General features: G+C 71.2%; 19 protein-coding genes. 8 read left to right on the top strand and 11 right to left on the bottom strand.

Features of this window, described 5'->3' with window-relative positions:
- Window positions 1-551 precede the first annotated feature (551 nt).
- Entirely contained in the window at window positions 552-1,016 is a 465-nt protein-coding gene (locus ACFWBN_RS01860) for a ricin-type beta-trefoil lectin domain protein (RefSeq protein WP_385168966.1), read from the bottom strand.
- A 1,115-nt stretch (window positions 1,017-2,131) separates the two neighbouring features.
- Between ACFWBN_RS01860 and ACFWBN_RS01865 the strand changes: the two genes are divergently transcribed.
- The 3 genes from ACFWBN_RS01865 to ACFWBN_RS01875 all read left to right on the top strand — a co-directional run bounded on the left by ACFWBN_RS01865 (window position 2,132) and on the right by ACFWBN_RS01875 (window position 5,991).
- Window positions 2,132-3,190, top strand: coding sequence for a hypothetical protein (locus ACFWBN_RS01865; protein WP_385168969.1), 1,059 nt, complete (start codon window positions 2,132-2,134; stop codon window positions 3,188-3,190).
- 92 nt (window positions 3,191-3,282) lie between these two features.
- Window positions 3,283-3,792, top strand: a complete 510-nt coding sequence (locus ACFWBN_RS01870; RefSeq protein WP_385168972.1) for a hypothetical protein — start codon at window positions 3,283-3,285, stop codon at window positions 3,790-3,792.
- A 114-nt stretch (window positions 3,793-3,906) separates the two neighbouring features.
- Window positions 3,907-5,991 carry a protein kinase gene (locus ACFWBN_RS01875; protein ID WP_385168975.1) on the top strand — a complete coding sequence of 695 codons (2,085 nt, stop codon included), beginning with the start codon at window positions 3,907-3,909 and terminating at the stop codon, window positions 5,989-5,991.
- Between the two features lie 39 nt (window positions 5,992-6,030).
- Here ACFWBN_RS01875 and ACFWBN_RS01880 read toward each other — a convergent pair whose 3' ends face one another.
- The 3 genes from ACFWBN_RS01880 to ACFWBN_RS01890 all read right to left on the bottom strand — a co-directional run bounded on the left by ACFWBN_RS01880 (window position 6,031) and on the right by ACFWBN_RS01890 (window position 9,891).
- Window positions 6,031-7,494, bottom strand: coding sequence for an MFS transporter (locus tag ACFWBN_RS01880; protein WP_385168978.1), 1,464 nt, complete (start codon window positions 7,492-7,494; stop codon window positions 6,031-6,033).
- 115 nt (window positions 7,495-7,609) lie between these two features.
- The gene (locus ACFWBN_RS01885; RefSeq protein ID WP_385168981.1) at window positions 7,610-8,941 is read right to left on the bottom strand and encodes a ricin-type beta-trefoil lectin domain protein; all 1,332 of its coding nucleotides are present in this window, start codon (window positions 8,939-8,941) and stop codon (window positions 7,610-7,612) included.
- Window positions 8,942-9,093: 152 nt separating this feature from the next.
- A complete protein-coding gene (locus ACFWBN_RS01890) occupies window positions 9,094-9,891 on the bottom strand; it encodes a crotonase/enoyl-CoA hydratase family protein (protein ID WP_385168984.1) in 798 nt (265 codons plus the stop codon).
- 286 nt (window positions 9,892-10,177) lie between these two features.
- Here ACFWBN_RS01890 and ACFWBN_RS01895 point away from each other — a divergent pair, with 286 nt between their 5' ends.
- The gene (locus ACFWBN_RS01895) at window positions 10,178-10,885 is read left to right on the top strand and encodes an intradiol ring-cleavage dioxygenase (protein ID WP_385168986.1); all 708 of its coding nucleotides are present in this window, start codon (window positions 10,178-10,180) and stop codon (window positions 10,883-10,885) included.
- Between the two features lie 84 nt (window positions 10,886-10,969).
- On the opposite strand, the gene ACFWBN_RS01900 is transcribed toward ACFWBN_RS01895, so the two are convergent.
- On the bottom strand, window positions 10,970-11,380 hold the full coding sequence (locus tag ACFWBN_RS01900) for a YybH family protein (protein WP_385168990.1): 411 nt from the start codon (window positions 11,378-11,380) through the stop codon (window positions 10,970-10,972).
- Between the two features lie 24 nt (window positions 11,381-11,404).
- On the opposite strand from ACFWBN_RS01900, the gene ACFWBN_RS01905 reads away from it, so the two are divergent.
- Window positions 11,405-11,809: a winged helix-turn-helix transcriptional regulator gene (locus ACFWBN_RS01905; protein WP_385168993.1), complete on the top strand. Its 405-nt coding sequence runs from the start codon at window positions 11,405-11,407 to the stop codon at window positions 11,807-11,809.
- 69 nt (window positions 11,810-11,878) lie between these two features.
- The gene (locus ACFWBN_RS01910; RefSeq protein WP_385168996.1) at window positions 11,879-12,430 is read left to right on the top strand and encodes a hypothetical protein; all 552 of its coding nucleotides are present in this window, start codon (window positions 11,879-11,881) and stop codon (window positions 12,428-12,430) included.
- 4 nt (window positions 12,431-12,434) lie between these two features.
- On the opposite strand, the gene ACFWBN_RS01915 is transcribed toward ACFWBN_RS01910, so the two are convergent.
- Window positions 12,435-13,805 carry a pyridoxal phosphate-dependent decarboxylase family protein gene (locus ACFWBN_RS01915; protein ID WP_385168999.1) on the bottom strand — a complete coding sequence of 457 codons (1,371 nt, stop codon included), beginning with the start codon at window positions 13,803-13,805 and terminating at the stop codon, window positions 12,435-12,437.
- Window positions 13,806-13,950: 145 nt separating this feature from the next.
- On the opposite strand from ACFWBN_RS01915, the gene ACFWBN_RS01920 reads away from it, so the two are divergent.
- Entirely contained in the window at window positions 13,951-15,837 is a 1,887-nt protein-coding gene (locus ACFWBN_RS01920) for a hemopexin repeat-containing protein (protein ID WP_385169002.1), read from the top strand.
- A gap of 45 nt (window positions 15,838-15,882) precedes the next feature.
- On the opposite strand, the gene ACFWBN_RS01925 is transcribed toward ACFWBN_RS01920, so the two are convergent.
- From ACFWBN_RS01925 to ACFWBN_RS01940, 4 genes are all read right to left on the bottom strand, one after another.
- Window positions 15,883-16,992 (bottom strand): serine hydrolase domain-containing protein, encoded by a 1,110-nt coding sequence (locus ACFWBN_RS01925; protein WP_385169692.1) that lies wholly within the window; start codon window positions 16,990-16,992, stop codon window positions 15,883-15,885.
- A gap of 248 nt (window positions 16,993-17,240) precedes the next feature.
- The gene (locus ACFWBN_RS01930; RefSeq protein ID WP_385169695.1) at window positions 17,241-18,137 is read right to left on the bottom strand and encodes an alpha/beta hydrolase; all 897 of its coding nucleotides are present in this window, start codon (window positions 18,135-18,137) and stop codon (window positions 17,241-17,243) included.
- 111 nt (window positions 18,138-18,248) lie between these two features.
- Window positions 18,249-18,647 (bottom strand): VOC family protein, encoded by a 399-nt coding sequence (locus tag ACFWBN_RS01935; protein WP_385169006.1) that lies wholly within the window; start codon window positions 18,645-18,647, stop codon window positions 18,249-18,251.
- Between the two features lie 143 nt (window positions 18,648-18,790).
- A complete protein-coding gene (locus ACFWBN_RS01940; RefSeq protein ID WP_385169009.1) occupies window positions 18,791-19,885 on the bottom strand; it encodes a DUF5954 family protein in 1,095 nt (364 codons plus the stop codon).
- A gap of 271 nt (window positions 19,886-20,156) precedes the next feature.
- Here ACFWBN_RS01940 and ACFWBN_RS01945 point away from each other — a divergent pair, with 271 nt between their 5' ends.
- Complete coding sequence (locus ACFWBN_RS01945; RefSeq protein WP_385169012.1) at window positions 20,157-20,558, top strand: hypothetical protein; 402 nt, start codon at window positions 20,157-20,159, stop codon at window positions 20,556-20,558.
- A gap of 3 nt (window positions 20,559-20,561) precedes the next feature.
- On the opposite strand, the gene ACFWBN_RS01950 is transcribed toward ACFWBN_RS01945, so the two are convergent.
- The gene (locus ACFWBN_RS01950; protein ID WP_385169015.1) at window positions 20,562-23,459 is read right to left on the bottom strand and encodes a M48 family metallopeptidase; all 2,898 of its coding nucleotides are present in this window, start codon (window positions 23,457-23,459) and stop codon (window positions 20,562-20,564) included.
- Between the last annotated feature and the right edge of the window lie 51 nt (window positions 23,460-23,510).

Below are 23,510 nucleotides of genomic sequence, written 5' to 3' on the forward strand. Positions count from 1 at the left end.
CGTGTCGGGGGGTCGCCGCGCACCCCACCACCACGGATCACCCCGCCGCCAGCCACCCCCCCCGGGGCCACTTACCGCCCGACGCCGGGACGTGCGGCGTGCCACGGCAACACAGCCGCGGCGCGCCGCACGGACCCGGTCGGACGGGAGCGGGCGAAGCTGCCGCCGGCGGACATCACCAGAGAAGAGCTCGTCGAGCAGGTTCTGGAGTACCGCCGATCGCGGGCATACACCGGGAACACCTTGGCCGCCGGTGGGCCGGAACAACTCACCTTGCTTGCAGAGGACCAGGCTCGAATCGTCGAGGCAATCGACGCCGCCTCCGTATGAGTTCAGGAGGTTTTCGGCGCCGCGGCCTGCCTCATCGTCACGTTCGCGGCCAGTCCAGAATGCTGTCGTGACTGATGACGAACAGAGTGGCATAGAGGCGCGTTCATTCCTGACGTGCGCGACGGAGGTGGCTCGGCTGCTGGGCGTCGAAGACGTCGCCACGAAGCCCAACGACCATCATGCCCGCCACCTCGCCCTCACGGTGCGTAACTGCCAGGCACTCAGGAGTAGACGAGCCACTGCCGGGAGGGACCGTCGTTGCACGTGCCGAGCGTGACGTGATGGATCTCCCCTGATCCCGCGACAAGACAGGTCTTGGTCACATTGTTGATCACTTGGTACCCCGCGGCATCGGTGTCGTGCACTGTCCACAGAGCTGCCGGGTCGCTGGCCGAGCAGGGCTTCATTGTCGGCTGACCGTTGCGGGCGACCAAGCACAGCCTGCTACTAGCGTTCTGCCGAAGTGCGGTCGGCGTTTCAATGAAAGTGGCCATCAGCCAGGTCTGATAGGCGCCCTGGTTGCAGTCTGTTGTGTAGGGCCCGTAGTCGGCCCTGAAATCAAGGCACTCGCCCCTAAGAGCCATGTTCTCCAGGTGCCGGTACGACGACGTCGCGTTCGCGGGCGAGGTACCCAGGCCCCAACACAGCGCAGTGGCCGCACCCATGGCGGCAACCTTCTTCAGCACGTGCCCTCCTCGTTTTTACGGCACGACGAACTGCCCCGGGAGATTAAATAGGACTACCAGCCGGTAGGCGTGCCATCGGCTCAACTGGCTTGATCCGCCGCCTGTCCACGTTCGAAGTGGCCACGCTCATCGGACGGTTTCCAGGCCGCCGCAGGTGACTCCGATCGCATCAAGGCTCCAAGATCGTCGCGTTGCCCCTTTGGCACGCATCTCGGTCACACCCCTTCAGGGTTTCCTCGACTGGCAGCACATCTCGCGATCCCGGTTCTGGCGCGTTGCAACCCACCCCGCCGGCTGAACTGATCGTTCTCAAGGTGGTGGTCACCACCTTGCCCCACACCGGTGCGGAAATCGGCTACCGGGCTCAACCCTGGCACAGCGACCTCGAATGAGCCGCTCGTTCAGCTCGATGATCTTCCCCAAAAGGGTGCTCAACCAAGATCCCCGACAGCGTCAGGCATTAAGCCGCTGCTCGAACGTGCATGTCTACCCGAGGAGTTGTTCGCCCCGTTGATGGCGGCAGCCGTATACGACCCGGATCCCAGCTTCTGCCGCTGGTTCGTCGAGCCGGCGGTCTACGCGTTCGGACGCCGCCGTGTGATGGCGGCCTTGGTCGGTTATCTACGGACCGGCACCGATGCCGAGCGAGCGGGTGCCGTGCGGGCCTGGTACTGCGCCCATGTGCCTTTGCGCGCAGATCGGTCCCCAGCGTACGGACCCGGTGGGGTACGCGATCCCGCTCTGGACGAGTCACAAGACATCAAGGACGCCTGGCTGGAGGCCTTCATACTTGAAAGCACTCTCGCATCCGCCCAGGCCCATCCCGACCCGCACATCCGTCGCTGGGCCGCCACGCCGGGCCGCGACGCGGTCCGAGCCTGGCTTTACCCCCCGGCAGTCGGCGAGGTGCGGGATGTGCGTGCGTGTCGGGGGGTTTGCGTGAGGACGTCCGGTAGATCTCGACTGCGCGTTGACCGGCCGCCGGTGAACGTTTCAGCATGCACGGGTCAATCCATTCGACTGACGAAGGATTCACCCGCATGGGTAAAGGACCGTTAGGCAGGACACGCGCAACGATCGCTGCAATCGGCACGGCCTTACTGATCTCGCTGGCAGTGGCCACACCCGCAGCCGCCGCGCCCGAACCGAGCGACCCCGGATCGGGTCGGCTCGCGATCACGCTGGGCACTCCGGAGAAGACGACCACCCTCACGGACACCGAAGGGGACGTGGGGGCCCAGGCACTCGACTGTGCCGAAGGGTTCGTCCGCCTCACCCGCACCGAGTCGTGCTCGAACGTGAAGATCCCGGTGGTCTACACGATCAACGGGACACCGGCCGGGACGGCGAACCTGCATTCCAAGGTCACGGCCACCCTCGACCCGCGCAATCGCTACGAGTCGAAGTACAAGGTGGAGCTGCGGCTCACGGACCCGTCCTCGTGGGCCGGTTGGCTGACCAACGGCCGGGTCGGCTTCGAGTGCAACCACTGCGACGTGGACGAGTCGGGAGAGCAGTTCCTGTTCCCGAACCAGACGCGGACGTACGAGTTCACCGTGACGTCGCCGGGCCGGGACCTGGTCAACGACAGCGTCCGCCCGTACGCCACCCTGGACGCGCCCCGTCACGACGAGGGCAGCGCGCTCATCGGCGAGACGTTCCGGCCGCGCTGCGACAGCACCGCCCGGATCACGCCCGTCCGCTCCGGCGGATGTGTGTACCCGCAGGTCGCCGCCGTATGGGTGCTGGACACCGGCAACCCACGGGTCGACGCGGTGGCCTGGCACGTCGACTGGGCGCAGCGCAACCTCGACCAGCCGTGGGGGAAGCCGGGTACCCGGTACCCGCTGCAGCGCACGTTCGACGACACGATCATCGACGCGAACCGTGACGTGGCCTGCGGGCGCGACGTGCCGCGGCCTCCTCCCGGCAGCGGGCTGTCGTGTGACGAGTATCCCTTCGCCCAGTCGCTGGAGGGGGCCAGTCGGAACCCGGACTATTCCTGCCACTTCCTCGACGCGGGCGACAACTCCCGTGAGGGCAGCCTGCGCAAGGCGTCGCTGAACGGTCAGCGGGTCCTGGAGGGCGACGCGTTCTACGTACGCGTCCTCAAGGCCGCGGGCGCGGTGGCGCCGCCCCAGGCGATGGGGCCGGTGGGCTGCGGCAGGGACTGACCCGGTCGTACGTCGGCCACCCCCGAGGGCAGGGGCCGCACCCACCATGGGTGCGGCCCCGTTCCGATTGCAGAGCGAAGGAGAGGGCTCGGATGCCCGCACCGCAGGACACCACCACCAGCACCGTCCACGTCGACGCCGGCACGGTCGATCTCACGGGGGAGGATCTCGTAGCCGAGTTCGAACCCGAGTGGACGCTGAACGGCCTGGTCGAGGCAGACCCCGACGACGGGAGTGCCCGCATCCTGTGCGGGCAGGAGATCGGCCACATCGCCGTGACCGCCCAGTTCTGGGACGAGGCCCCGCCCCTGGACGCGGACGGGTGGCAGGACGTCGCCGAGGTGCCCGTCTCCTGGGACTCCGCGTTCATCGACTTCGCCACGACCGGCACCGGCGCGGACCCGGCCGGTCGGCTGGCCCTCCCCGGCCCCGGCGACTACCGGATCCGCGTCCACGGCCGGAACCGCGACGACGGCGACCCGCGCACCGCGAGCGATCCCGTCGAGGAGTACCTGATCCAGGTGTGGCCCTCCGCGGCGGCCGGAGGTCCCGAGCTGTGGAAGGCCACCAGCCGAACCGCCGCACGGTGGCGCACATCCTGAGCGGTACGCCGGCACTCCCCCGGGTCCGGGCAAGGGCCCTCGCTTGACTGGTACGCGGCGCGACAGATAAGGAGAGGCTGTTCATTGCGCACGGTGTGAAAAAACGGGGGACACATGAAGCCGCTCGAAGCGGGCGATCCCACCTCGGTCGGCGGGGGCCGCTACCGGTTGGTGGGAAGGCTCGGCCAGGGGGGCATGGGCGTGGTCTACCTCGGCCGCTCCCAGTCCGGCCGGGCGGTCGCCGTCAAGGTCGTGCGTCCCGAGCTGAGCACCGAGCCCGGGTTCAAGCGCAGGTTCGCCGACGAGGTGGCGGCCGCGCGGCGGGTCGGCGGCTTCCACACCGCACCGGTCGTCGACGCCGACCCGGACGGGGAGCCGGCCTGGCTGGTGACGGCCTTCGTCCCCGGCCCCACCCTGCAAGCGGTGCTCGCGCGCGTCGGATCGCTGCCTCTGGACACGCTCACCGTCCTGGCGGCCGGCCTGGCCGAGGCGCTGGAGGCGATCCACCGGGTGGGGGTCATCCACCGCGACCTCAAGCCCGCGAACATCATCGTCGCGGAGGACGGGCCGCGCGTCATCGACTTCGGCATCGCGCGCGCCCTGGACGGAACCGCCCTGACGCAGACCGGACTGCAGATCGGCACGCCGGGATTCCTGGCACCCGAGCAACTCACCGGCGGTGGGCGTGTCACCCCCGCGGTCGACATGTTCGCTCTGGGGGTGGTGCTCGCCCAGGCGGCGGGCGGTTCCCCCTTCGGCGACGGCCCGTCGGCGGCCAGGCACTACAAGGTCGTCCACGAGGAGCCGGACCTGACCGCCGTTCCGGCCGAACTCCGCGAAGCCATCGGCGCCTGCCTGTCCAAGGACCCGGAGGCGCGGCCCACCCCCGCCGCCTTCCTGGGCAGCCTCACCGTCCGCCACCCGGCCGGTGAGTGCTGGCTGCCGGACGAGGCGACGCAGCTGCTTCCGCGGACGGAACCGGCGGAACCGGCGGAACCGGCGTCGGCGCATCCCACCGCGCCGGACACACCGCCGGCCACCCCGACGGAGACTCCGCAGGACACCCCGGCACCGGACGCCGGCGCCCCGCCCGTCATCGCGGATCCCCGTAACGAGCAGCCGAGCACCGTGACAGGGCCCGCGGCACCGCCCTCCCCCACGCCCTCCCCCACGCCCGCGCCCGCGGAGCCGCGGCAGCCGGCCGGCGGGCAGCCCCGGCGGCGCCGCGCGGTGGCGGCGGCCGCGCTCGTCGCTTCCCTCGCGGCCGTCGGCCTGCTGCTGTGGCACCCCTGGACCGGCGCCACGAAGGACGATGCCAAGCCCGGCGCCGTCACGCCCGCCGGCTCCGCCTCTGCACCCGGCCCTGCCCCTTTCCCGACCGACCCGATGCTGATCCGGCAGGACACCGCCCCGGGCTGGCCCGGGACCTGCCACGGCGACATCGCCCGCCGGGACGCCGCGACGGACACGCCCGTACAGCTCATCGCGGGGAGCGTGTGCGACATGCTGCCCCAGTGGTCCCCTGACCACAGGTCGTTCGCGTTCACCCGCACCACGTCCGAGGGCACGGCCGTCTGGACCGCCAACGCGGACGGTTCGAACGCTCGTCGGGTCGCCCCCATCGCCGGCGGCAGGGTGTCCTGGTCGCCGGACGGCAGCCGGCTCGCCGTGCTCCGCAAGAAGGACGGCGTACAGCAACTGTTCGTGGTCGACGTCGCCGACGGCTCCGCCCGCCAGCTCACCGCGGGCACGGGCCAGGTCGAGGATCCCGCCTGGTCGCCGGACGGCAAGCGCATCGCGGTCTGCCTGGAGACGGCGCCCGGGAACTGGCAGATCCACGTGGTCGACCCCGCCGCCGCGAACCCCGCCCCGCAGCAGCTGACCCGGCTGCCCCATCCGGCACTCGACCCGGTGTGGTCACCGGACGGCACGACCTTCGCCTACACCGCGGGCGCCTACGGCTCGGGCACTCAGGGCGACATCCGCCTCGTGAAGGCCGACGGCACCGACGATCGTGAGCTGGTCGCCACCGGCGCCCATGAGATGGACCCCTCCTGGTCCGTCGACGGCACGTGGGTGGCCTTCGTCCGCGGCCCGTACGAGAAGCCCGTGATCTGGGCCGTACGCGCGGACAAGACCGGCGAGCGCGTCCTCACCACCGGTGCCCCCGTCGGCGAAGGCCAACCCGCCTGGCGCTGAGCCCGCCACCGCCCCCTCGCCCCCAAGGCTTGGACGCCGTCAGCAGCGGCGGGTCTGGTACGGGACGGGCGCGGGTGCCGGTTCGGGTGGGGTCGGGCAGCGGCTCAGAGCGAAGAGGAAGGTCAGCACGATCCCGCCCGCCACGACGAGGAGCGCGGTACCGATCCCCTCGGCGGTCGCCGTGCGGAGCCGTTCGCCGGAGAGGCCGTCGAGGCCGGCCGTCGCCACCAGGACGAGGACGGCCAGGCCTACGGCTGCGCCCGCGCCCGAGCCGGTGGAGGCGATACCGGAGGCGATGCCCTGTTGCCGGTCGGGGATTCCGGTGGCCGCGGCGATGAACATGGTGGTGAAGACCACCCCGTCGCCGATACTGAGCGCCACGAGACCGGGGACGAGCTCGCCGTAGGTGCCGTTCGGCGAGATCGCGAGGCCCAGCGCGAGCGCACCGAGCGCGCCGACGGCAAGGGCCGCGGACAGTGTGCGCCTGAGGCCGAACCGCGTCACGAGCCGGCCTGCGGTCGTCGAACCGGCGACCACCACTGCCGTGGGGATGAGGAAGCCGGCGCCCGTCCGCAAGGCGTCGTAGCCCAGGATCTCCTGGAAGTAGAGGGACAGGAAGTAGAGCACGGAGCCGAAGGTCGCCATGAACATGAAGGCGATGACGACGCCGGTGATCAGGTGGGGGTTGGAGAGCATCCGGGGTGGCATGAGCGGGTCGCGGCTGCGCCGCTCGATGAGCGGGAACGCTCCGAGCAGCAGCAGGCCCGCCGCCCCGCTGGCCAGGATGCCCGGCGAAAGCCAGCCCAGCCCGGGGCCTTGTACGAGGGCGAACACGATGAGCGTGACACCGAGGGTGACGCTGAGCGCACCGGGCAGGTCGAACGTACGGCCCTTTTCGCGTGCACCGTCCCGGGGGATCACGACGAAGGCGAGCAGCAGCGCGGGGCCGGCCAGGGCGACGTTGACGAAGAAGACCGCTTCCCAGCCGAACACCTGGGTCAGGAGTCCGCCGAGCAGCACGCCGATGACGAGCCCTGCCGCGCCCGACCCTCCCCAGATGCCCAACGCCCGGTTGCGGGCGCTGCCTTCGACGAAGGTGGTGTTGATGAGGGCCAGGGTGGTGGGGAAGACGAGGGCTCCGCCGAGGCCCTGGAACGCGCGGGCGGCGAGGAGTGTTCCGGGGTCGCCCGCGAGTCCTCCCACGAGCGCCGATCCGGCGTAGAGGGCGAGACCGGTGGCCAGGATGCGGCGTCGCCCGAGCAGGTCGGCGGCGCGCCCGCCGAACAGGAGGAAGCCGGCCGAGGCCACTGCGTAGGCGCTGATGACCGACTGGAGGGTCTGCACGGAATAGCCGAGGTCGCGCGCGATGTCGGGGAGTGCCACGACCACGATGTACTGGTCGAGCGAAACGATCAGCATGGCGAAGGACAGGAGCGCCAGCACCGCCGTGTCGCGGTTCCAGCCGAGGCTGCCGGGCCCGGGTGACGTCTCCGTGGGTCGCACGGCAGCACTCCTGGTGATCGGTCAAGTCTGCGCGGTCACCAGGACCCTATACAGCGGGTGCGGCCGCCTCCGTGCGCCGTACCGCGCGGGTACGGCACACGGCGGCGGGTCGGGGCTACTTCGGGGTGACCCAGACCTGGCGCTTGTTCGTGTTCGCCGTGTAGAGCTGGACCACGGTGCCGTTGGCGGTCGCGCCGCCGGCCACGTCGAGGACCTTGCCCGACGCCACGTGGACGAGCTGGCCCTTGGAGTTGACGGACCAGCGCTGCGCCGCGGAGCCGTTGCAGTCGTAGAGGCTGATCTTGTTGCCGTTGGTGCTCGCGTTGCGCGCGTTGTCCAGGCACTTGCCGAGCGCGCGGAACGTGCCGTCCTTGCCCAGGATCCACGACTGCGCCGCGGAGCCGTTGCAGGTGTAGAGCTGGATCTGCGTGCCGTTGGCCGCCTTGCCGCCCTTGATGTCCAGGCACTTGGCGCCGAGTCCGCCGACCTTGCCCTGCGGGGACAGCACGGCGCCCGCCCCGGCGGCGAGGCGGCGCAGGCCCTGTACGTCGAACTGCTGGACGTACGTGCCCGCGCGCTTGTCCTGGTAGGCGTACGTGGGTGAGCACATGACGGGGAACTGCCCGGAGTCGGTCCCCTTGACGCAGTCGCTCTTGTTCAGACTGCGGTTGGCGTGCGCCAGGCCCAGGGTGTGTCCCAGCTCGTGGCTGATGTGGTTGCGCATGTACGTCTCGCCCATGGCGGCCGTCGGCTTGCCGGCCGCCGTGAAGAACTCGCTGTCTATGTAGGCGTGTCCGCTGGTCACGGTTTCGGCCACGGAGGAGTTGGTGAAGCCGCAGCTGAGGTTCGCGCTTCCCGACCCGTCGCGGACCACCTTCCAGCCCGTGCTGCCCATGCTGCCTTCTCCGGCGGGCGGTACGCACGGGCGGTGCAGGACGCCCACGATCACCTCGCCCTTGGGGCGGACGTAGTCCCAGCCGACCGGCTTCGTGTCGACGGTGACCGGCAGGTTCGTGATGCGCCGCAGGTCGGCCGCGGAGGCCTGCACGTACGGGGCCAGCCAGTCGGCGGACTTCTGGTCGTAGAACTTGATCGTGTAGCCGGTCTGCAGCCACTTGGTCGCGCCGCTCAGCTTCCACCCTTCGCCCTGGGGCGGTGCGGGTGCGGCGGCCGTGGCCGACCTCGGCGCGGGCCCGTGCGCCTCCGCGCCGCCGAGCGACATGACGCCGTCCTTGAAGGCCGTGCTGTCGCTGCTGTAGGTGGCGGAGTCCTCCGCGTGGGAGTCGAGTGCCTCGCCGACCGGCGGTTCGGTCTGCGAACTCACGGTTTCGGTCGGGGTGTTCGCGATGTCCTCGGTACCGAAAGCGCTGGAGGGGAGTTGCAGGGTTCCGGCGATCGCCGCCGCGGCCACGGCGGCAACGATGGATATCCGATGCTTGCCTGTCAATCGCAAGTGCTCGTTGCCCTCTCATCATCAAGAATCACTTCCCGCCGGCCCGGCGATGGCACGGGCGGCGGGAATCGAACTGATGATAGGCGAACGCGCCAAAGCCCCCGGCAGCCAGTCGAGTTGGCTTGCTGGCGCGGATCGGCACCCTGTCAGGCAGGCCCGCTGTCGAGCCCGTGGCGGCCGGCGCCGGAAGCGAACCGGGCGGCTCCGGTCGCGGCTTCGGCAGCGAGCGAGACGGTGCCGTGCCCGAACTCGACGGCGAGGGCGGTGCTCTCGTCGAGCCCTTCCTGTTCGAGTACGGACATGCGGTCGTGGCGCATGCAGGTCTGCGGTAGCCGCGCCAGCTGCGCCGCGAGCTCCTGGGCCTTCGCCAGCGCCTCGCCGAGGGGGACCACGCGGTTGGCGAGGCCGATGTGGAGGGCCTCGGCTGCATCCACCGCCCTGCCGGTGAGGATCAGGTCCATCGCCCTGCTCGTACCGATGAGGCGGGGCAGCCGCACGGTTCCGCCGTCGATCAGCGGCACACCCCAGCGTCGGCAGAACACGCCGAACACCGCGCTCTCGTCGGCCACGCGAAGGTCCGCCCAGAGCGCCAGTTCCAGACCGCCGGCGACCGCGTGCCCGCTGATGGCGGCGATGACCGGCTTGGAGAACCGCATCCGGGACACGCCCATGGGGCCGTCGCCGTCCGCGGCGACCCGGTTGCCGTTGCCTTCGCTGAAGGCCTTGAGGTCGGCACCGGCGCAGAAGGTCCCTCCTTCACCGTGGAGGACGGCGACGGCCGCTCCGGGGTCGGCGTCGAAAGCACGGAACGCATCGGCCAACGCCGTGGCGGTGGCCCGGTCGACCGCGTTGCGGACGTGGGGCCGGTTCAGGCTGATCGTCGTCACCGCGCCCCGACGGCTGACGCGTACGGGCTCGGAGGTCGTGTCGTGTTCGGATGCCATGCGGTGAGTGTCTCCCTGGCTCGAGTTCCGCCCGCGGACGCGCAGCGCGGGACCGGCGACCGGCGACCGGCGACCGGTGACCGGCGACCGGCCGGTACTCAGATCACAGGGCAGACGGTGGACATGTCAATGGCCGCTTCCTCGGGCGATCTTGAACCGTGATGGGCCGCACGATGCCGCCAAGGTGTGTCGGTGCCGACCGGGAACCGTGCCGTCCGGCACGGTGGGACGCAGTGCGCAGCCGTCCGCGCGGGACGGTACCCAGGGGTACATGTGAGGGGTTCGCATGGCCGAGAACGACACCTCCCGGACCAGCCGTCGTGCTGTGCTGCTGGCCGCCGGATCGGCCGGGGCCGCCCTGCTGACCGCGGCCTGCTCCGGCGGCCCGGTCGAGACCCGGGGTGCGGCAGGGCAACCGTCGGCCTCGCCACCCCGGCCGTCGGACGGCAGCAGCACCCCGGCGTGCGTCCTCACCCCCGAGGCGGGCGCAGGCCCGTACTACCTGGACCTGGACCGGGTCCGGTCGGACATCACCGAGGGCAGGGGCGGGGTGCCGTTCCGGCTGGACCTGACGGTGGTCCGGGTGTCGGCGGGCTGCCGGCCGCTCGCGGCCGCCACCGTCGACGTGTGGCACGCCGACGCCTCGGGCGCGTACTCCACCGGCGGGTCCACCTTCCTGCGGGGCACGCAGGTCACCGACGCCGCCGGCCGCTGCGTGTTCCGGACGATCGTGCCCGGCTGGTACGCGGGGCTGGCGCCGCACATCCACTTCAAGGTGCACCCCGACACCCGTACCGAGACGATCTCTCAGTTCTTCTTCCCCGAGGACTTCCTGCTGAAGGTCTACGCGGGCCGGCCCTACGCGCTCCGCCCCGCCCCGAAACACCCCAACGGCCGGGACAGCCGCTACAGGTCCACCGGCGCCGCCATGACGCTGGCCCCCTCGCCCGACGGCGACGGCTACCGTGCCGCGTACACCGTGGGAATCGCCTGAGCCGAGCGCTGAGCGCCGAGCGCTGAGCTCCGAGCGCCGACCGCCGACCGCCCACCGCGGCGGGAGCCGCCCGCTCGTCCCCGGTCAGGCGGGCGACGTGCCGAACGGGTTGTCGACGACGTAGCGCCACAGACCGTCCGGACCGCGCCGGGCGACGTCCGTGGCGGTCCCGGCCAGCCGGACGGCGGCGCCGTCGGGGGCCGTGCCCTCGATGCTCCAGTCGACGATCAGCAGCGCGAGGTCGCCCGCTTCGTACGTGTGGCGGGGGCTCACTTCGATCGGCAGCCCCAGCGCGAGGAACTCCGCCGTGGCCGAGACGAGCGCGGCACCCGTCAGCGGGGTTCCGGGGCGCGGGACGAAGACGGCGTCCGGCTCGTACACCTGGGCCACAGCCGCCGGGTCGCCGGTGTTGAAGGCCGCGGCGAAGACGGCCGGGTGTTGCCGGGGATCGGTGGTCAGGGCGACAGTGGGCGCATGATCGCGTTCGATGTTCATGACCGCAGCCAACCCGAGGCGGAAATGGGTCACCAAACGGAAAGCCACGCCGGCCGGTGGGACACCGAGCTGGTCCCGGACGCCGGCGGCCGCACCCTGCGGCCGGAACCGGACTGCCCGGTGGAGCGGGCGCTCGCGGCGGTGTCCGGGCGCTGGACCACGCTCGTACTGCGGGAACTGATGGGCGGGCCGCAGTCGTTCGGGGCGCTCTCGGCCCGGCTCCCCGACATCAGCCCGAAGGTGCTCACCGAGCGGCTGCGGACGCTGGAGAGGCGGGGTCTCGCCGTCCGGGAACGGCTGCCCGGCTTCCCGGTGCGCACCCGCTACGGTCTGACCGCGGCCGGCGCGGCCTTGCGGCCCCTGCTGGTCGAGCTGTACCGGACCGGGGTGGAGCTGTCGGAGACGGGACATCCGGCGTCACCCCCGTAGCGGGTGACCGGTCCTCGCCCTGCCGATATCCGGTGGCCCGGAAGGGCCGGGCCCCGCAGGATGGCCCACATGACCCTGCCGACCGGCGCGCACCGCCCGGACCCCGCCCCGCACCGGGTGGAGTTCCTCAGCCGGCCCCACCCCGCCTACCCGCACCTGTCCGCGTGGGGAATCCGGATCGACGGCACCGATCTGCGCGTCCTCGTCGCGCACGCCACGCGCGGGCTCTGGGCCAGGGAGCTCGACGAGGACGACGACACCCCGCAGGAGCGCGAGGAGTTCCTCCTGCGCCAACATGCCCCGCTGCACCTGTACGACGACGCCCGGGCCCGGGCCCACTTCCTGGGGGACCCGGAAGCGGAGTTCCGCCATCAGGAGAGCGGCGCCCTCTTCCTCCTGGGCTGCCCCTGCGGCATCGACGCCTGCTGGCCCCTGCTCGCCACCGTCACCGCGACCGCGCGGACGGTCACCTGGTCCGCCTTCCACCAGCCCCACCGTCCGGAGTGGGGTGAACTGCCCCTCGGCCCGTACGCCTTCCCGCGCGTGCCCTACGAGGAAGCCCTGGCGGCGCCGCTCCGCCTCGCCGAGGATCCCCTCGCCCCGCTGCTGGGAACTCCCTGACCCCTCAGGCGACGGTGGATGCCGCGCGCCGGATCGCGGCCAGGGCGCGCCGCACGTCGTCGTCGGTCGTCGACCAGTTGCTCACCGAGACCCGCATGACGCGCCGGCCGTGCCAGGTGGAGCCGCTGATCCACACCGTGCCTTCGTCGAGCAGGCGGGCCAGTACCCGCTCCGTACGCTCGTCGTCGCCGAACTCGGCGCAGACCTGGGTGAAGACCACGTCGTTGAGGACGGTCGCGCCGTCGATCCCGGCAATGCCGACGGCGAACGCGCGGGCGTGCCGGCACAGCCGGTCGACGAGTTCGGCCACGCCCGACCGGCCCAGGGACCTCAGTGCGGCCCACACCGGGAAGGCCCTGCCGCGCCGGGAGAGCTCGGGGACCTTGTCGATCGGGTCGCCGTGCTCGTCCTGGATGAGGTAGTCGCCGTGCAGGCCCATCGCCGCCCGGAGCGCGCCCGGGTCGCGCACGATCGCGAGGCCGCAGTCGTAGGGGACGTTCAGCGTCTTGTGGGCGTCGGTCGCCCAGGAGTCGGCGTACGCACAGCCCGCGGTCAGGTGCGCGTACGCCGGGGAGGCCGCCGCCCACAGTCCGAAGGCCCCGTCGACGTGCACCCACGCGTCCGCCTCCCGGGCGGCGCGGATCGCCTCGGGGAAGGGGTCGAAGGCGCCGGAGTGGATGTCTCCGGCCTGCAGGATCACGAGCGTGGGGCCCTGCCCGCCGGCGTCCAGGACCTGCCGCAGGGCCTCGGGGTCGATGCGTCCCTGGCCGTCGGCGGGCACCGGTTCCGGTGCGCCGAGCCCGAGGTAGCGCAGCGCCAGGTCGATGGCCATGTGGCGGTCCTCGCCGGCGACGACGCGTACGGACGGGCCGCCCGTCAGTCCGTCGCGGGCGACGTTCCAGCCGGTGTGCCGCAGCACGGCGTCGCGCGCCGCGGCGAGGCAGGTGAAGCTCGCCATCGTGGCACCCGTGGTGTAGCCGACGGCGCTGCCGCCCGGCAGGCCGAGCAGGTCGAGCAGCCACGCGCCGGCGACCTCTTCGGCGGCCGCGTACGCGGGTGAGGCGGCGCGCATCACGCAGTTCTGGTCCCAGGCGCTGACCAGCCAGTCCGCGGCCAGCGCGGCCGGTTCGGTGCCGCCCACCACGAACCCGTAGAAGCGACCGCCGGGAAACGCGGTGAGCCCCGGCTCACACGCCGTGGCCAGCAGGTCGACGACATCGGCGGGCACGCTGGGACCCTCGGGCATCGCGGGACCGAGCGCGCGCACGATCTCCTCGACCGAGGCGCGTGCGGGAACCCGGCGGTCGGACAGGCTCGCCAGCCAGCGGACGGCATGGTCGTGCGCCCGTCGCAGCGCCGCCTCGCGCGCGTCCATACCTCGGACTATGGGACAGTCGGCGCGGCCGCGCAACCGCCACACCCGACCGACCACGGCCGTGGCCGTCTCGTTCGAGTGCACCGTGCGATGTGGACCGTGCCGTGCGCCGGGGACGTGGAACGGGTGCGCTACCCATGACCTGGTGAAGCCTCTCGGCTTCGTCGTGACCACCTGGTCGGAACGGGCTGGAGGCTCGATGGGCAGCGACGGCATGTACTACTACGCCCTGATCGAAACCACTGAGGGCAAGAGGTTCTACGTACGGTTCTCCAAGACCGGAGACACCCTCGACACGGCGTTCACCCAGCGCTTCGAGGCGGCGTGGAAGGGCTCCCGGGAGGCGGTCGAGTGGCTCGCGGCGGCCGCGTCCTCGGGCTCCAGCCTCCCGTCGCTGTACCTGCCCAAGACCGGCAAGGTCTACTTCATGCACGGGGCCACGTACGTGCGCTGCACGATGGCGACGCACACCGTCGACGACGGCTACCCGAAGACGATCACCTCGTACTGGCCGGGCATGGAAGGCGCCCGCTTCGGCACGGGCAACACCGCGGCCCTCTCGTGGGACGAAGACGGCAAGCGGCTTTACCTCTTCAACCGCGACGAGTATGTGCGCTACGACCTGGAAGCCGACAAGGTCGACGAGGGCTACCCGAAGACGATCGGCACCTACTGGGCCGGCCTGTCCGAAGCCGGTTTCGGCAGCGGCATCGACGCCTTCGTCCGCTGGGACACGGACACCGCCTACGCCTTCAAGGGCGACCAGTACGTCCGGTACAACATCCCCAAGGACAAGGTCGACCCCGGCTACCCGCGCAAGATCACCGACCACTGGTCGGCGCTCGCCCAGGCCCACGTACGGCGCGTCCTGGCCCTGTGGAAGGCCCCCGCCACCGAGACGACGGCCCGCAGCCACCCGGTGACCGAGGCCGACACCACGACGCCCGCCTTCCTCGTGCCGGACGACGACAAGGTCGAAGCGAGGGAGCGGCTGCGGGCGGCCGCGGCACACAAGGTCCACGGCTGGGCGGAGTTCGACGAGCTGTGGGAGGTCGCGGCCCGCGTCGCGGAGCTCAAGCAGAAGCCCGAGAACGACTACACCGCCCAGGACGTCCAGGCGAAGTACACGATGGAGGCGGTGCGGGGATTCTTCGACAACGGGGGCAAGTCCTGCTACATCGTGCGGCGCAAGCGGGACGACCACGATTACTCCCAGGCCTTGACGGCACTGGAGAGGATTCCCGACGTACACATGGTCGTCGCACCCACCCTGTGGCTCGACAAGTCCGGCCCGGCCGAGGCGCGGCCGGTGATGCAGTCGATCGTCGAGCACTGCCGGAAGATGGGGAACCGGGTGGCGATCCTCGACATGCCCCTCCGGTCCGACGTGGCGGTGAAGAGCTCGTACGCCACCGCGTACACCCCTTGGGTGAAGGTCCCCGGACTCGACGACCGGCCGCTCCTGGTGCCGCCCGCCGGGCACATCGCCGGTGTCTGGGCGCGCACGGACGTCGAGCGCGGGGTGCACGAGGCACCCGACAACACCGCCCTCAAGGGAGTGCTCGACCTGGACCGGCAGCTGAACGAAGTCCAAGCCGGGGCGCTGAACGAGGCAGGGACGAACTGCCTCCGCATGTTCCCGGAGCAGGGCGTTCTCATCTCCGGGGCGCGGACCACGGACCAGTCCGACCGCGACTACAAGTACCTCAACGTACGGCGCCTCGTCTGCCACCTGGGCGACTCCATCAAGCAGAGCACCCGGTGGGCGGTGTTCGAGCCGAACGAGGAGAAGCTGTGGGGCGACCTACGGAACTCGGTGACGGACTTCCTCATGGACCAGTGGCGCAGGGGCGCGCTGGCGGGCGGATCCCAGGAGCAGGCCTTCTCCGTGATCTGCGATGCGAGCAACAACAAGGGGGTCGGCATGGGCAAGGGGTGCGTCGTCATCGACATCGGCATCGCCCCGGTTCGGCCTGCTGAGTTCATCGTGTTCCAGGTCAAGCAGGTCGTCGGGGCCGACCAGGGAGCGTGAGGCCGGCCCCGGGGCGGTGACGCCCCGGGGCCTTCGCCGCCGCGGCTACGGGGCGAACACCGGGACCTGCGGGGCATGCTCGGCCTGGGCGCTGGCGCCGCCGCACATCGCCTGCCGGTACAGCGTCTCCAGTGCCCCGTCGATGGGGTGGGGCTGCGGCTTGCCCGAGGAGTCCGGCTTGTTCCACCGCGCGAGGTTGACCGCGACGGACATCTGGCGCTTGCCGTCGGCCCGGGTGAGGGAGATCGTTCCCGCCCCCCAGGCCGATCCGTCGTGGCCCCAGAAGGTGCCGCAGCCCTGGATGTCGACCTTGTGCAGACCGAGGCCGTATTCGATCATCGTCCCGTCCAGGTCGCGGCGGACCGGGAGCGTGCGCTGCATCTCCGCCAGCGACGAGCGGCTCACGATCTTGCCGTCGAGCAGCTTGGCGTAGAAGCGGTTGAGATCCTCCATGGTCGATACCAGAGCGGCCGACGGCCCCACCCAGGACATGTTGTAGACGCTGTAGTCGCGGGGCGGGTCGATCAGGCCGTAGAAGGCCTCGTACATCCGCGAATGCGGTCCCTCGATGCGCGGCCCGGTCGGAAACCCGGTGTGCCGCAGGCCCGCCCGCTCGATGACGTTCCGGGTGATGTACTTCTCGGCGGTGGTACCGGTCACCTGCTCCAGGAGTTGGCCGAGGAGCAGGTAATTGGTGTTGGAGTACACCCCCGTGGGGCCTCCGGGCTCGCCGGTGGGCGGCGCCGCGAGCCCCATCTCGATCAGCTCGGCCGGGCGGAACTGCCTGAACCGGTTGTCGTCGATGCTGTCGGTCGACATGTCCGGCAGCGAAGGGAACCCTTGGAGGGAGGGGAAGGCGTAGGGGAGGTAGTCGGGGATGCCGCTGGTGTGGTTGAGCAGCATCCGCACCGTGATCTTCCTGCCGCGCTCGCCCGGCACCAGCCGCGGCAGATGGTCGCCGATCGGCGCGTCGAGTCGGATCCGACCCTGCTCGACCTGCTGCATGACCGCGACGGCGGTGAAGGTCTTGGTGATGCTGCCGACGCGCTGGCGCATGTCGGGGGTGACGGGTCGGCCGGTCGTGACGTCGGCGACCCCGGAAGCGCCGCGCCAGGTCCGGCCGGTGTCGCGCACCTCGGCGAACACCCCCGGCATTCCCGCGCGGTGGACATCGTTGAGGGCGGACCTCAGCTCCGCAGGATCCAGGCCGGTCGCCGAGCTCGCGCCGGCGGCCGGTACCTTCCCGGTCCCGTCGGTCGCGGGAGCTGCCGCCACCGTGCCCGCACACACACTGAGCGCGGCCACGCTTCCACACAACATCAGTCGGATCTTCAAGACGTCCGTCCTTTCGTGATCGAGGAGTGCGACGGGGGCTCTCCCCCGCGCTGTCGGGCAGCCACGGCTCACGCGGCCAGAGCGCGGCGCAGAGCGGCGCCGAGTTCGGCGTTCTGCCGCTGCGAGACGTCGGCGGAGAGGATCGCCTGCGATCCGTGGAAGGTGCCGGGCCACTGGTGGAGCTCGACCGAGACGCCCGCCTGCATCAGGCGCAGCGCGTACGCGATGCCCTCGTCTCGGTTCGGACAGAACTCCGCGGTGGCGATGTAGGCCGGGGGCAGGCCGGACAGATCGGCGGCCCGCGCGGGGGCGGCGTACGGTGTGGCGGGCCGGGGGCCCAGGTAGTGCCGCCACGCCGCCGCGATCCTGTCGCGATCGAACCAGGGGGTGTCGGTGAAGTTCCGCGCCGACCACGTCTCCTGCCGGTCGTCCAGCCCCGGCTGGTTGAGCAGTTGGAAGCGGATCTCCGGCCCCTGCTCGTCACGCGCCCGCAAGGCCATCGCGGCCGCGATGTTCGCGCCGGCGCTGTGCCCGCCGACCGCGATCCGCGCCGGGTCGGTGCCGAGTTCGTCCGCGTGCTCGGCCGTCCAGGCCAGCGCGGCGTAGGCGTCGTCCAGGGCGGCCGGGAACGGGTGCTCGGGCGCCAGGCGGTAGCCCACCGAGACCACCACCGCCCCGGAGAGTTCCGCGACCCGGGCGGCCCAGGGGTGCTCGGTGTCCAGGTCGCCGAAGACTCCGCCGCCGCCGTGCATCCAGACGACGGCTCCTTGTGCCCGGTGCGGGCGATAGACCCGGATCGGCACGTCCGGATCGGCGGGCACCGTGTGGTCCTGGACCTCCATGTTCGAGGTGTCCGGCGCCGGCGTCGCGGCGGCACGCTCGGCGAAGTCCTTGCGCGCGGTGACCGGGTCGTTGATGTCGACTTGAGGGAGGAACGGGATGAATGCTTCGAGTTCGGGATCCATGACGACCATCCTCACGGCCATCACCCGGAGGGTCATCCGCCATCCGTCGCGCATCAGGCCCCGCTCACGCACCACTTGGCGCGCGCCGGGGGCCGTGGTGGAGACGGCCCGTCACTCGGGCAGGTTCAGCTGCCAGGAGACGCCGAAGCGGTCGTTCACCCAGCCGAACTTGGCGCTGAAGCCGTACGACCCCAGCGGCATCAGCTCCGTGCCCTCTTCGGCGAGGGCTCCGTAGAGGCGGTCGAGCTCGGCCTCGGTGTCGCACTCGACGAAGAGCGACACCGCCGGGGTGAAGCCGAAGGCGTGCTTGACATGGCTGTCGATGCACATGAACCGCTGTCCGGCGAGTGCGAAGGTCGCTTTGTGCACCGTGCCCTCTTCGCCGGGTCCTTCGGCGCCGTAGCGAGTGATGTCGACGACCTCGGCGTCGTCGAACAGCGAGATGTAGAAGGTCATCGCCTCCTCCGCCCTGCCTTCGAACATCAGGAAGGTGGTGATCTTCTGTGGCATGGAGGCCATCGTGCCTGCCCTTCGGAGTGACGGTGTGAGCCCTTCGCGACCGAGGCTAGGACACGCATCCGACAAAGGCCCTTGGGCTCGCTGAGCACGGCCGTCCGCCGGAAGCGGACGGCGTCCTGGCGGTGCGGCGGGGCTCAGTCCTCGGGGAGGACCCGGCCGTCCTCGTCGAGCCGGGGGTGGATTCGTTCGGGGTCCTGGCTGTTGGTGTCGGACGGGCGCGGGCCCTCGGGGCCGTCGGGGCCCCAGCGGAGCAGGCGGCGGGTGCGGGCGATCTGGTACACGCTGCCTTGGAATGCGAGCCGGTTGACGCGCCCGGCCCGGAGCGTGTCGGCAGCCTGGGCGTACGCGGCCAGCTCCTTCGACGGCGGACCGGCCGAAGGCTCTCCGCCCGGCGCCGGCGTACGGGCGTCGGTGTGGGGGTCGGCGTCGTGGGGGATGTGGCCGTGCGTGCGCGGCCACATCCACGTCAGGGCGAAGTCCAGCGACTTGCGGGCGCCGTGCGCGGTCGCGTGCGGGCTGCTGACCGGCCTCCAGCCACCCGAGGCGGCCTGTTCCACGACCGTGAACGTCGGGGGCAGCAGCAGGACGTCAGGGTGGGTGTCCAGCGCCCGGCTCGCGTCGCCGCGCACGTCCTCGGGGAACCGTTCACCGGCGTAGCACAGGCCGCGCAGCGCCAGCTGCTCGAGGGCCTGGGTCGGGGTGAGGGGCGCGTCCGGGTCCAGGACCAGGCCGTCGTCGACTCCCGCGTCCTTGGCCGTACGGTCCCAGTCGGGGACGGGGGGCTCCGGGTCCGTCGGGCGCGGCTGTTCGATGCCGCCCGGGCCCGCGCCCGCGTACTCCTCGGCGCGCACGACCCGGTAGCGGGTTCCGGCCACGGTGAGCTCGTCGACCCTCTCGCTCTCCAGCCGGGCGACCGCCGTCAGCAGCGACCGCCGCTCCGCCTTGTCGTGCGCTTCGTCCTTCGCCCTGAACCACAACAGCGAGTTCAGTCCGTCGCGTGCCTGCTGCGGGCAGCCGGTCGTCATCGCGATCACCACCCGCCACCGCGGCCCGTCGTCGGCGTGCTGCGCCGCCACCCCGAACAACGGGCCGCGCACGACCACATCGCCCGCCCGCGTGACGGCGTCGACCGCGTCGGCTTCCACTACGGCCTCCACGGGTTCCACCGGCACCCGCACCCGTACCACCACCGGCCGCGTTCCGTCCGGTCCCACATCCCCACGGTCCATGCCCCCATCCTGCCGACCGGGACACGGCAGCGCCCTCGAATCGCCGATTCCGCCGCCCCTGCGGAGTTCCGCGGACAGCACGGGCCGTACATCTCCGCAAAGTTCGAACACAACAGCGAGGGCTGCGGCCAGGGGAGCCGGGCGGCGTAACTCATGATCTTGTTTCGCGTTGGTCCGCTCGGGGCCTCACCTGTCCGAGGACGCCGATCCGTGGGGCCCTGGGACATGTGCCGACAGGATCCGTGCCCCGTTGCCGGGCAGGGAAGAACGCTTGGGGTCGCTCACCATGCACTACATCACCAACAAGATCGCCGCGGGAATCGCAACAGCGGCTGCCGCTCTCGGCTGCGTCATCGCCGCAGGCCCGCCCGCGGCGGCGGACGGCAAGTGGTGCAACCACTCGGTCTGCATCGAGACCTACGACTCGGGCACCTACCTGGGCAGGGTGGAAGTGTCGGTCACCAACACCAACCAGCCGAACCGCATCCACGCACGCGTGTGGACCACCAACGGCTGGAGCGCCAACACCAAGACCGAGGACGTCGCCAAGTTCAGGACCTACCGGGACCAGGCGTACCCGCAACGGCACTTCCCGGCGGGCACCCGGCTCTGCGCGGAGGGATTCCGCGGGGGCAGCAGCGTGGGCCTGCCCTGCGTGACCATCACCGGTTGACGTTCAGTGGTCGGCCGCGGCCCGGATCTCGTCGAACCGGAATCCCATCGCGGTGAGAGCCGCCAGCGCGTCGGTCAACTCGTTGATTGACGCCATGAAGCGCTTTTCGTCGTCCTCGGCGAAACTGCGCAGGCAGTCGCGGCTCCCCTCCCGAACCTGCGTCATGTACTTCTGCCACTGGGAGTCGGCCCGGGCATCCGGGATCGGGAAGTAGCGTCCGGCGTCCGTCGCGAGCTGGTCGAACTCCGAGCAGACGGGATCGAATGTGGACCGCTCGACCCTGCCGCCTGCGTCCGCGGCCCGGTTCAACGCCGTGCCGAGACGGTCGTGGGCGTCGGCTGAGCGCCGCATGAGGTCCCGTCCGCCGAAGTTCAACCAGTACTCCAGTTGCGCCCTTCTGATCACGGCGGAGCTGCCTTCGGCGCGGGGGATCTTGGCGTAAGCGTGGTCTTGTGCCTGCCTGTCGAACGCGCCGTTCGACGGCTTGTGTCGGAGCCCCACCGTCGCGGCCGACACGGTGGCGGCCACGGCGACGGCGCAGATCGCGCTCACGGCGGCATGCCGGGCGTGCAGTTGTCGTCGGCTGTCCGGCGGCCGAACGGAGGCGGCACGCGGCAGGCCGGCTCCCCGCATCCGGTCGACCGCCGACACGACCGAAGCGGCGACGGCGGCCAGGAGCGCGGTGGACACGAGGACCGGTCCCAGGAGCATGGGGCCGACCATCGACCACGCCCCGGACGGCACCCAGTGGCAGTGGGACGCCAACGTGCTGAGCGGCCGGACACATCCGTCGACGGACAGGAGCATGAGGAACCCGAACAGACCGATCAGCGCGGAGATTTCGGCGGTCATCAGCGTGATCGGCAGCCGGTAGCGGCGCACCCGGCTGCTCGCTACGGCACCGGCCACCGCCGAGACGGTCACCAGCACGACGAGGACCCAGGCGGCGAGGCTCACGGAATACAGCCCGCCCCGCTGTCCCGACGGCGGTTGCCAGGTGTGCATGTACGCCTTGGCGATCGCGGCCCCGACCCAACAGGCCACGCCGCCCAGCATCGAGACCAGCAGTACGCCGCGCAGTTTCGGCAACGTCGGCAGCGCCGTCCGCGGCTCCGCCTCCATGCTGCCGTCGGGTGCCTCGCCCGCCCGGCGGCGCACCCCGGTCGCCGACCCGGTCGTCCAGGCCGGCAGCGGCACGACCCACAGGGCGCAGACCGCGGCCAGGACGACGGGCTGATCGAGGCCGGAGAACACGTCGAACCAGACGGCGAGCGCGAACACCATGCCCTGATGGGCCGCGGTCGGTCCGGGGAAGGTCAGTTCCGTCGCTTCGCGGGCCGCGGTCATGTCGATCCACCCGCTCGCCAGGTGGGTGCCGTGGATCTGCCACCAGACGAACCACGCCGTCAGCAGCAGGGACCCGGCCGCCATGACGAGCAGCACGGCCGGTCCCTTGGCACGCCGTGGCCACGCCCTGAACCACAGGTGCGAGCACTGTGTCGTCCACCAGGCGAAGAGAGCTCCGACGGCCACGGCGGCCCCCAGGGCCTCGACGTGGGCCGGCAGCCAGCGAGCGACCGCGACCCGGTACATCGCCAGTTCGCCGACCGCCATCCCCGCGCCCAGCCACAGTCCGGCGCGAACGCCGGACGGGACGCGTCTCCCGGTGAGCAGGGCGTGAGCCACGGCCCGCCAGAGTGCGACCCCGGCGACCCCGGCGACCACTGTCGCCGCCGGCAGGGCCATCAGGAATGCCTGCCCGCCGCTGCCGGTGTTCGGCCCCAGGGAGGACGCCGTCTGGGCGCTGATCATCGAGGCGGCGGCCCCGGTCAGGAACATCGGGAGGGCCCGGATGCCGAACAGCGCCGCGGGATCGTCCATGGCGCGTCGCCGCAGGTCCCACCGGGGGTGGGTGCGCCACAGCTCGACGAAGGGGGCCAACCGGCGCTTGAGCCCGCTCTCGGGCACCTCCGGCGTCGCCACCGCCCATCCGCGCGGGCCGGCGCCCCAGCGCACCGCGGCGAGGTCGGCGTACACCTCGCGCATGCGCAGGACGTCCGACCGGGCCAGGTAGACCAGCACGGTCAGGAACACCGGCAGTACGAACGCCCGGGCCACGAACGGCTGTTGACCGGCCCAGAACGGCGACTTGTACGAGGTGGGGATGACGGTGGCACACCACACCAGGTAGGGCAGGAGGACCAGAGCGACGAACACGCGCCACACGGCCACGGTCGCGTAGGTCAAGGTGACGTCGCCGTTGCGCACATGGGCGAACTCGTGCAACAGCACCGCTCGGAAGCCCTCGGGATCACCGGATCTGCGAGCGAGCAGACCGCCGTGCAGACAGACCGTCGGACGCCGGTTGCTCCCGAACACGACCGCGCCGGTCGATGCCGTGGCCGGGTCGACGACGATCCGGGGCATCCGGGCCAACCCGGCCGTGGCCGCCAGGTCGTCCAGCGTGCGGCGGATCTCGCCGGTGTGGTCGACGGCCTCCAGCGGGACGACCCGACTTCGCCGGGCCTTCCATGCCGGCAGGACCCGGAACAACACGGCGGACGCGACCAGCGTGAGGGCCGGCCACACGAGGTTGAGCTGCCAGGGCGGCTCCGGGGCGTAGCGGGCCAGACAGGCATCAAGGGTGTCGGCGTAGAGGAGCGCGCCGAGATTGGTCGCCAGGTCGTCGATCCGGTTGGGGTCCACGCCGGCGGCCAGGTGGCAGCCGTACCAGTTGACGACCTCCTTGCTGTTGCTGCGGCCGATCTCCGAGCCCATGATCATCATCGAACCGCTGCTCACCAGCAGCAGGATCACCAACAGCGCGAACCGCATGGTCGTACCGGCGCTGATGGCCCGCTCGTCGATCCGATGCCGTAAGTGAGCCGTGGTCCTCGCCATGTCCCTGCCCCCCATTGCGGCACCGGTCGGATCTCTTGGTACCCGTGATGC

The organism is Streptomyces sp. NPDC059989, from assembly GCF_042736975.1.
Taxonomy (GTDB): Bacteria; Actinomycetota; Actinomycetes; order Streptomycetales; family Streptomycetaceae; genus Streptomyces.

Excerpts from the sequence above, each read along its gene's own strand:
- ACFWBN_RS01870 (WP_385168972.1), top strand. The coding sequence starts at position 3,283 with ATGCCCGCACCGCAGGACACCACCACCAGCACCGTCCACGTCGACGCC.
- ACFWBN_RS01875 (WP_385168975.1), top strand. The coding sequence starts at position 3,907 with ATGAAGCCGCTCGAAGCGGGCGATCCCACCTCGGTCGGCGGGGGCCGC.
- ACFWBN_RS01890 (WP_385168984.1), bottom strand. The coding sequence starts at position 9,891 with ATGGCATCCGAACACGACACGACCTCCGAGCCCGTACGCGTCAGCCGT.
- ACFWBN_RS01895 (WP_385168986.1), top strand. The coding sequence starts at position 10,178 with ATGGCCGAGAACGACACCTCCCGGACCAGCCGTCGTGCTGTGCTGCTG.
- ACFWBN_RS01900 (WP_385168990.1), bottom strand. The coding sequence starts at position 11,380 with ATGAACATCGAACGCGATCATGCGCCCACTGTCGCCCTGACCACCGAT.
- ACFWBN_RS01905 (WP_385168993.1), top strand. The coding sequence starts at position 11,405 with ATGGGTCACCAAACGGAAAGCCACGCCGGCCGGTGGGACACCGAGCTG.
- ACFWBN_RS01910 (WP_385168996.1), top strand. The coding sequence starts at position 11,879 with ATGACCCTGCCGACCGGCGCGCACCGCCCGGACCCCGCCCCGCACCGG.
- ACFWBN_RS01915 (WP_385168999.1), bottom strand. The coding sequence starts at position 13,805 with ATGGACGCGCGCGAGGCGGCGCTGCGACGGGCGCACGACCATGCCGTC.
- ACFWBN_RS01925 (WP_385169692.1), bottom strand. The coding sequence starts at position 16,992 with ATGCCGGGGGTGTTCGCCGAGGTGCGCGACACCGGCCGGACCTGGCGC.
- ACFWBN_RS01930 (WP_385169695.1), bottom strand. The coding sequence starts at position 18,137 with ATGGATCCCGAACTCGAAGCATTCATCCCGTTCCTCCCTCAAGTCGAC.
- ACFWBN_RS01935 (WP_385169006.1), bottom strand. The coding sequence starts at position 18,647 with ATGCCACAGAAGATCACCACCTTCCTGATGTTCGAAGGCAGGGCGGAG.
- ACFWBN_RS01940 (WP_385169009.1), bottom strand. The coding sequence starts at position 19,885 with ATGGACCGTGGGGATGTGGGACCGGACGGAACGCGGCCGGTGGTGGTA.
- ACFWBN_RS01950 (WP_385169015.1), bottom strand. The coding sequence starts at position 23,459 with ATGGCGAGGACCACGGCTCACTTACGGCATCGGATCGACGAGCGGGCC.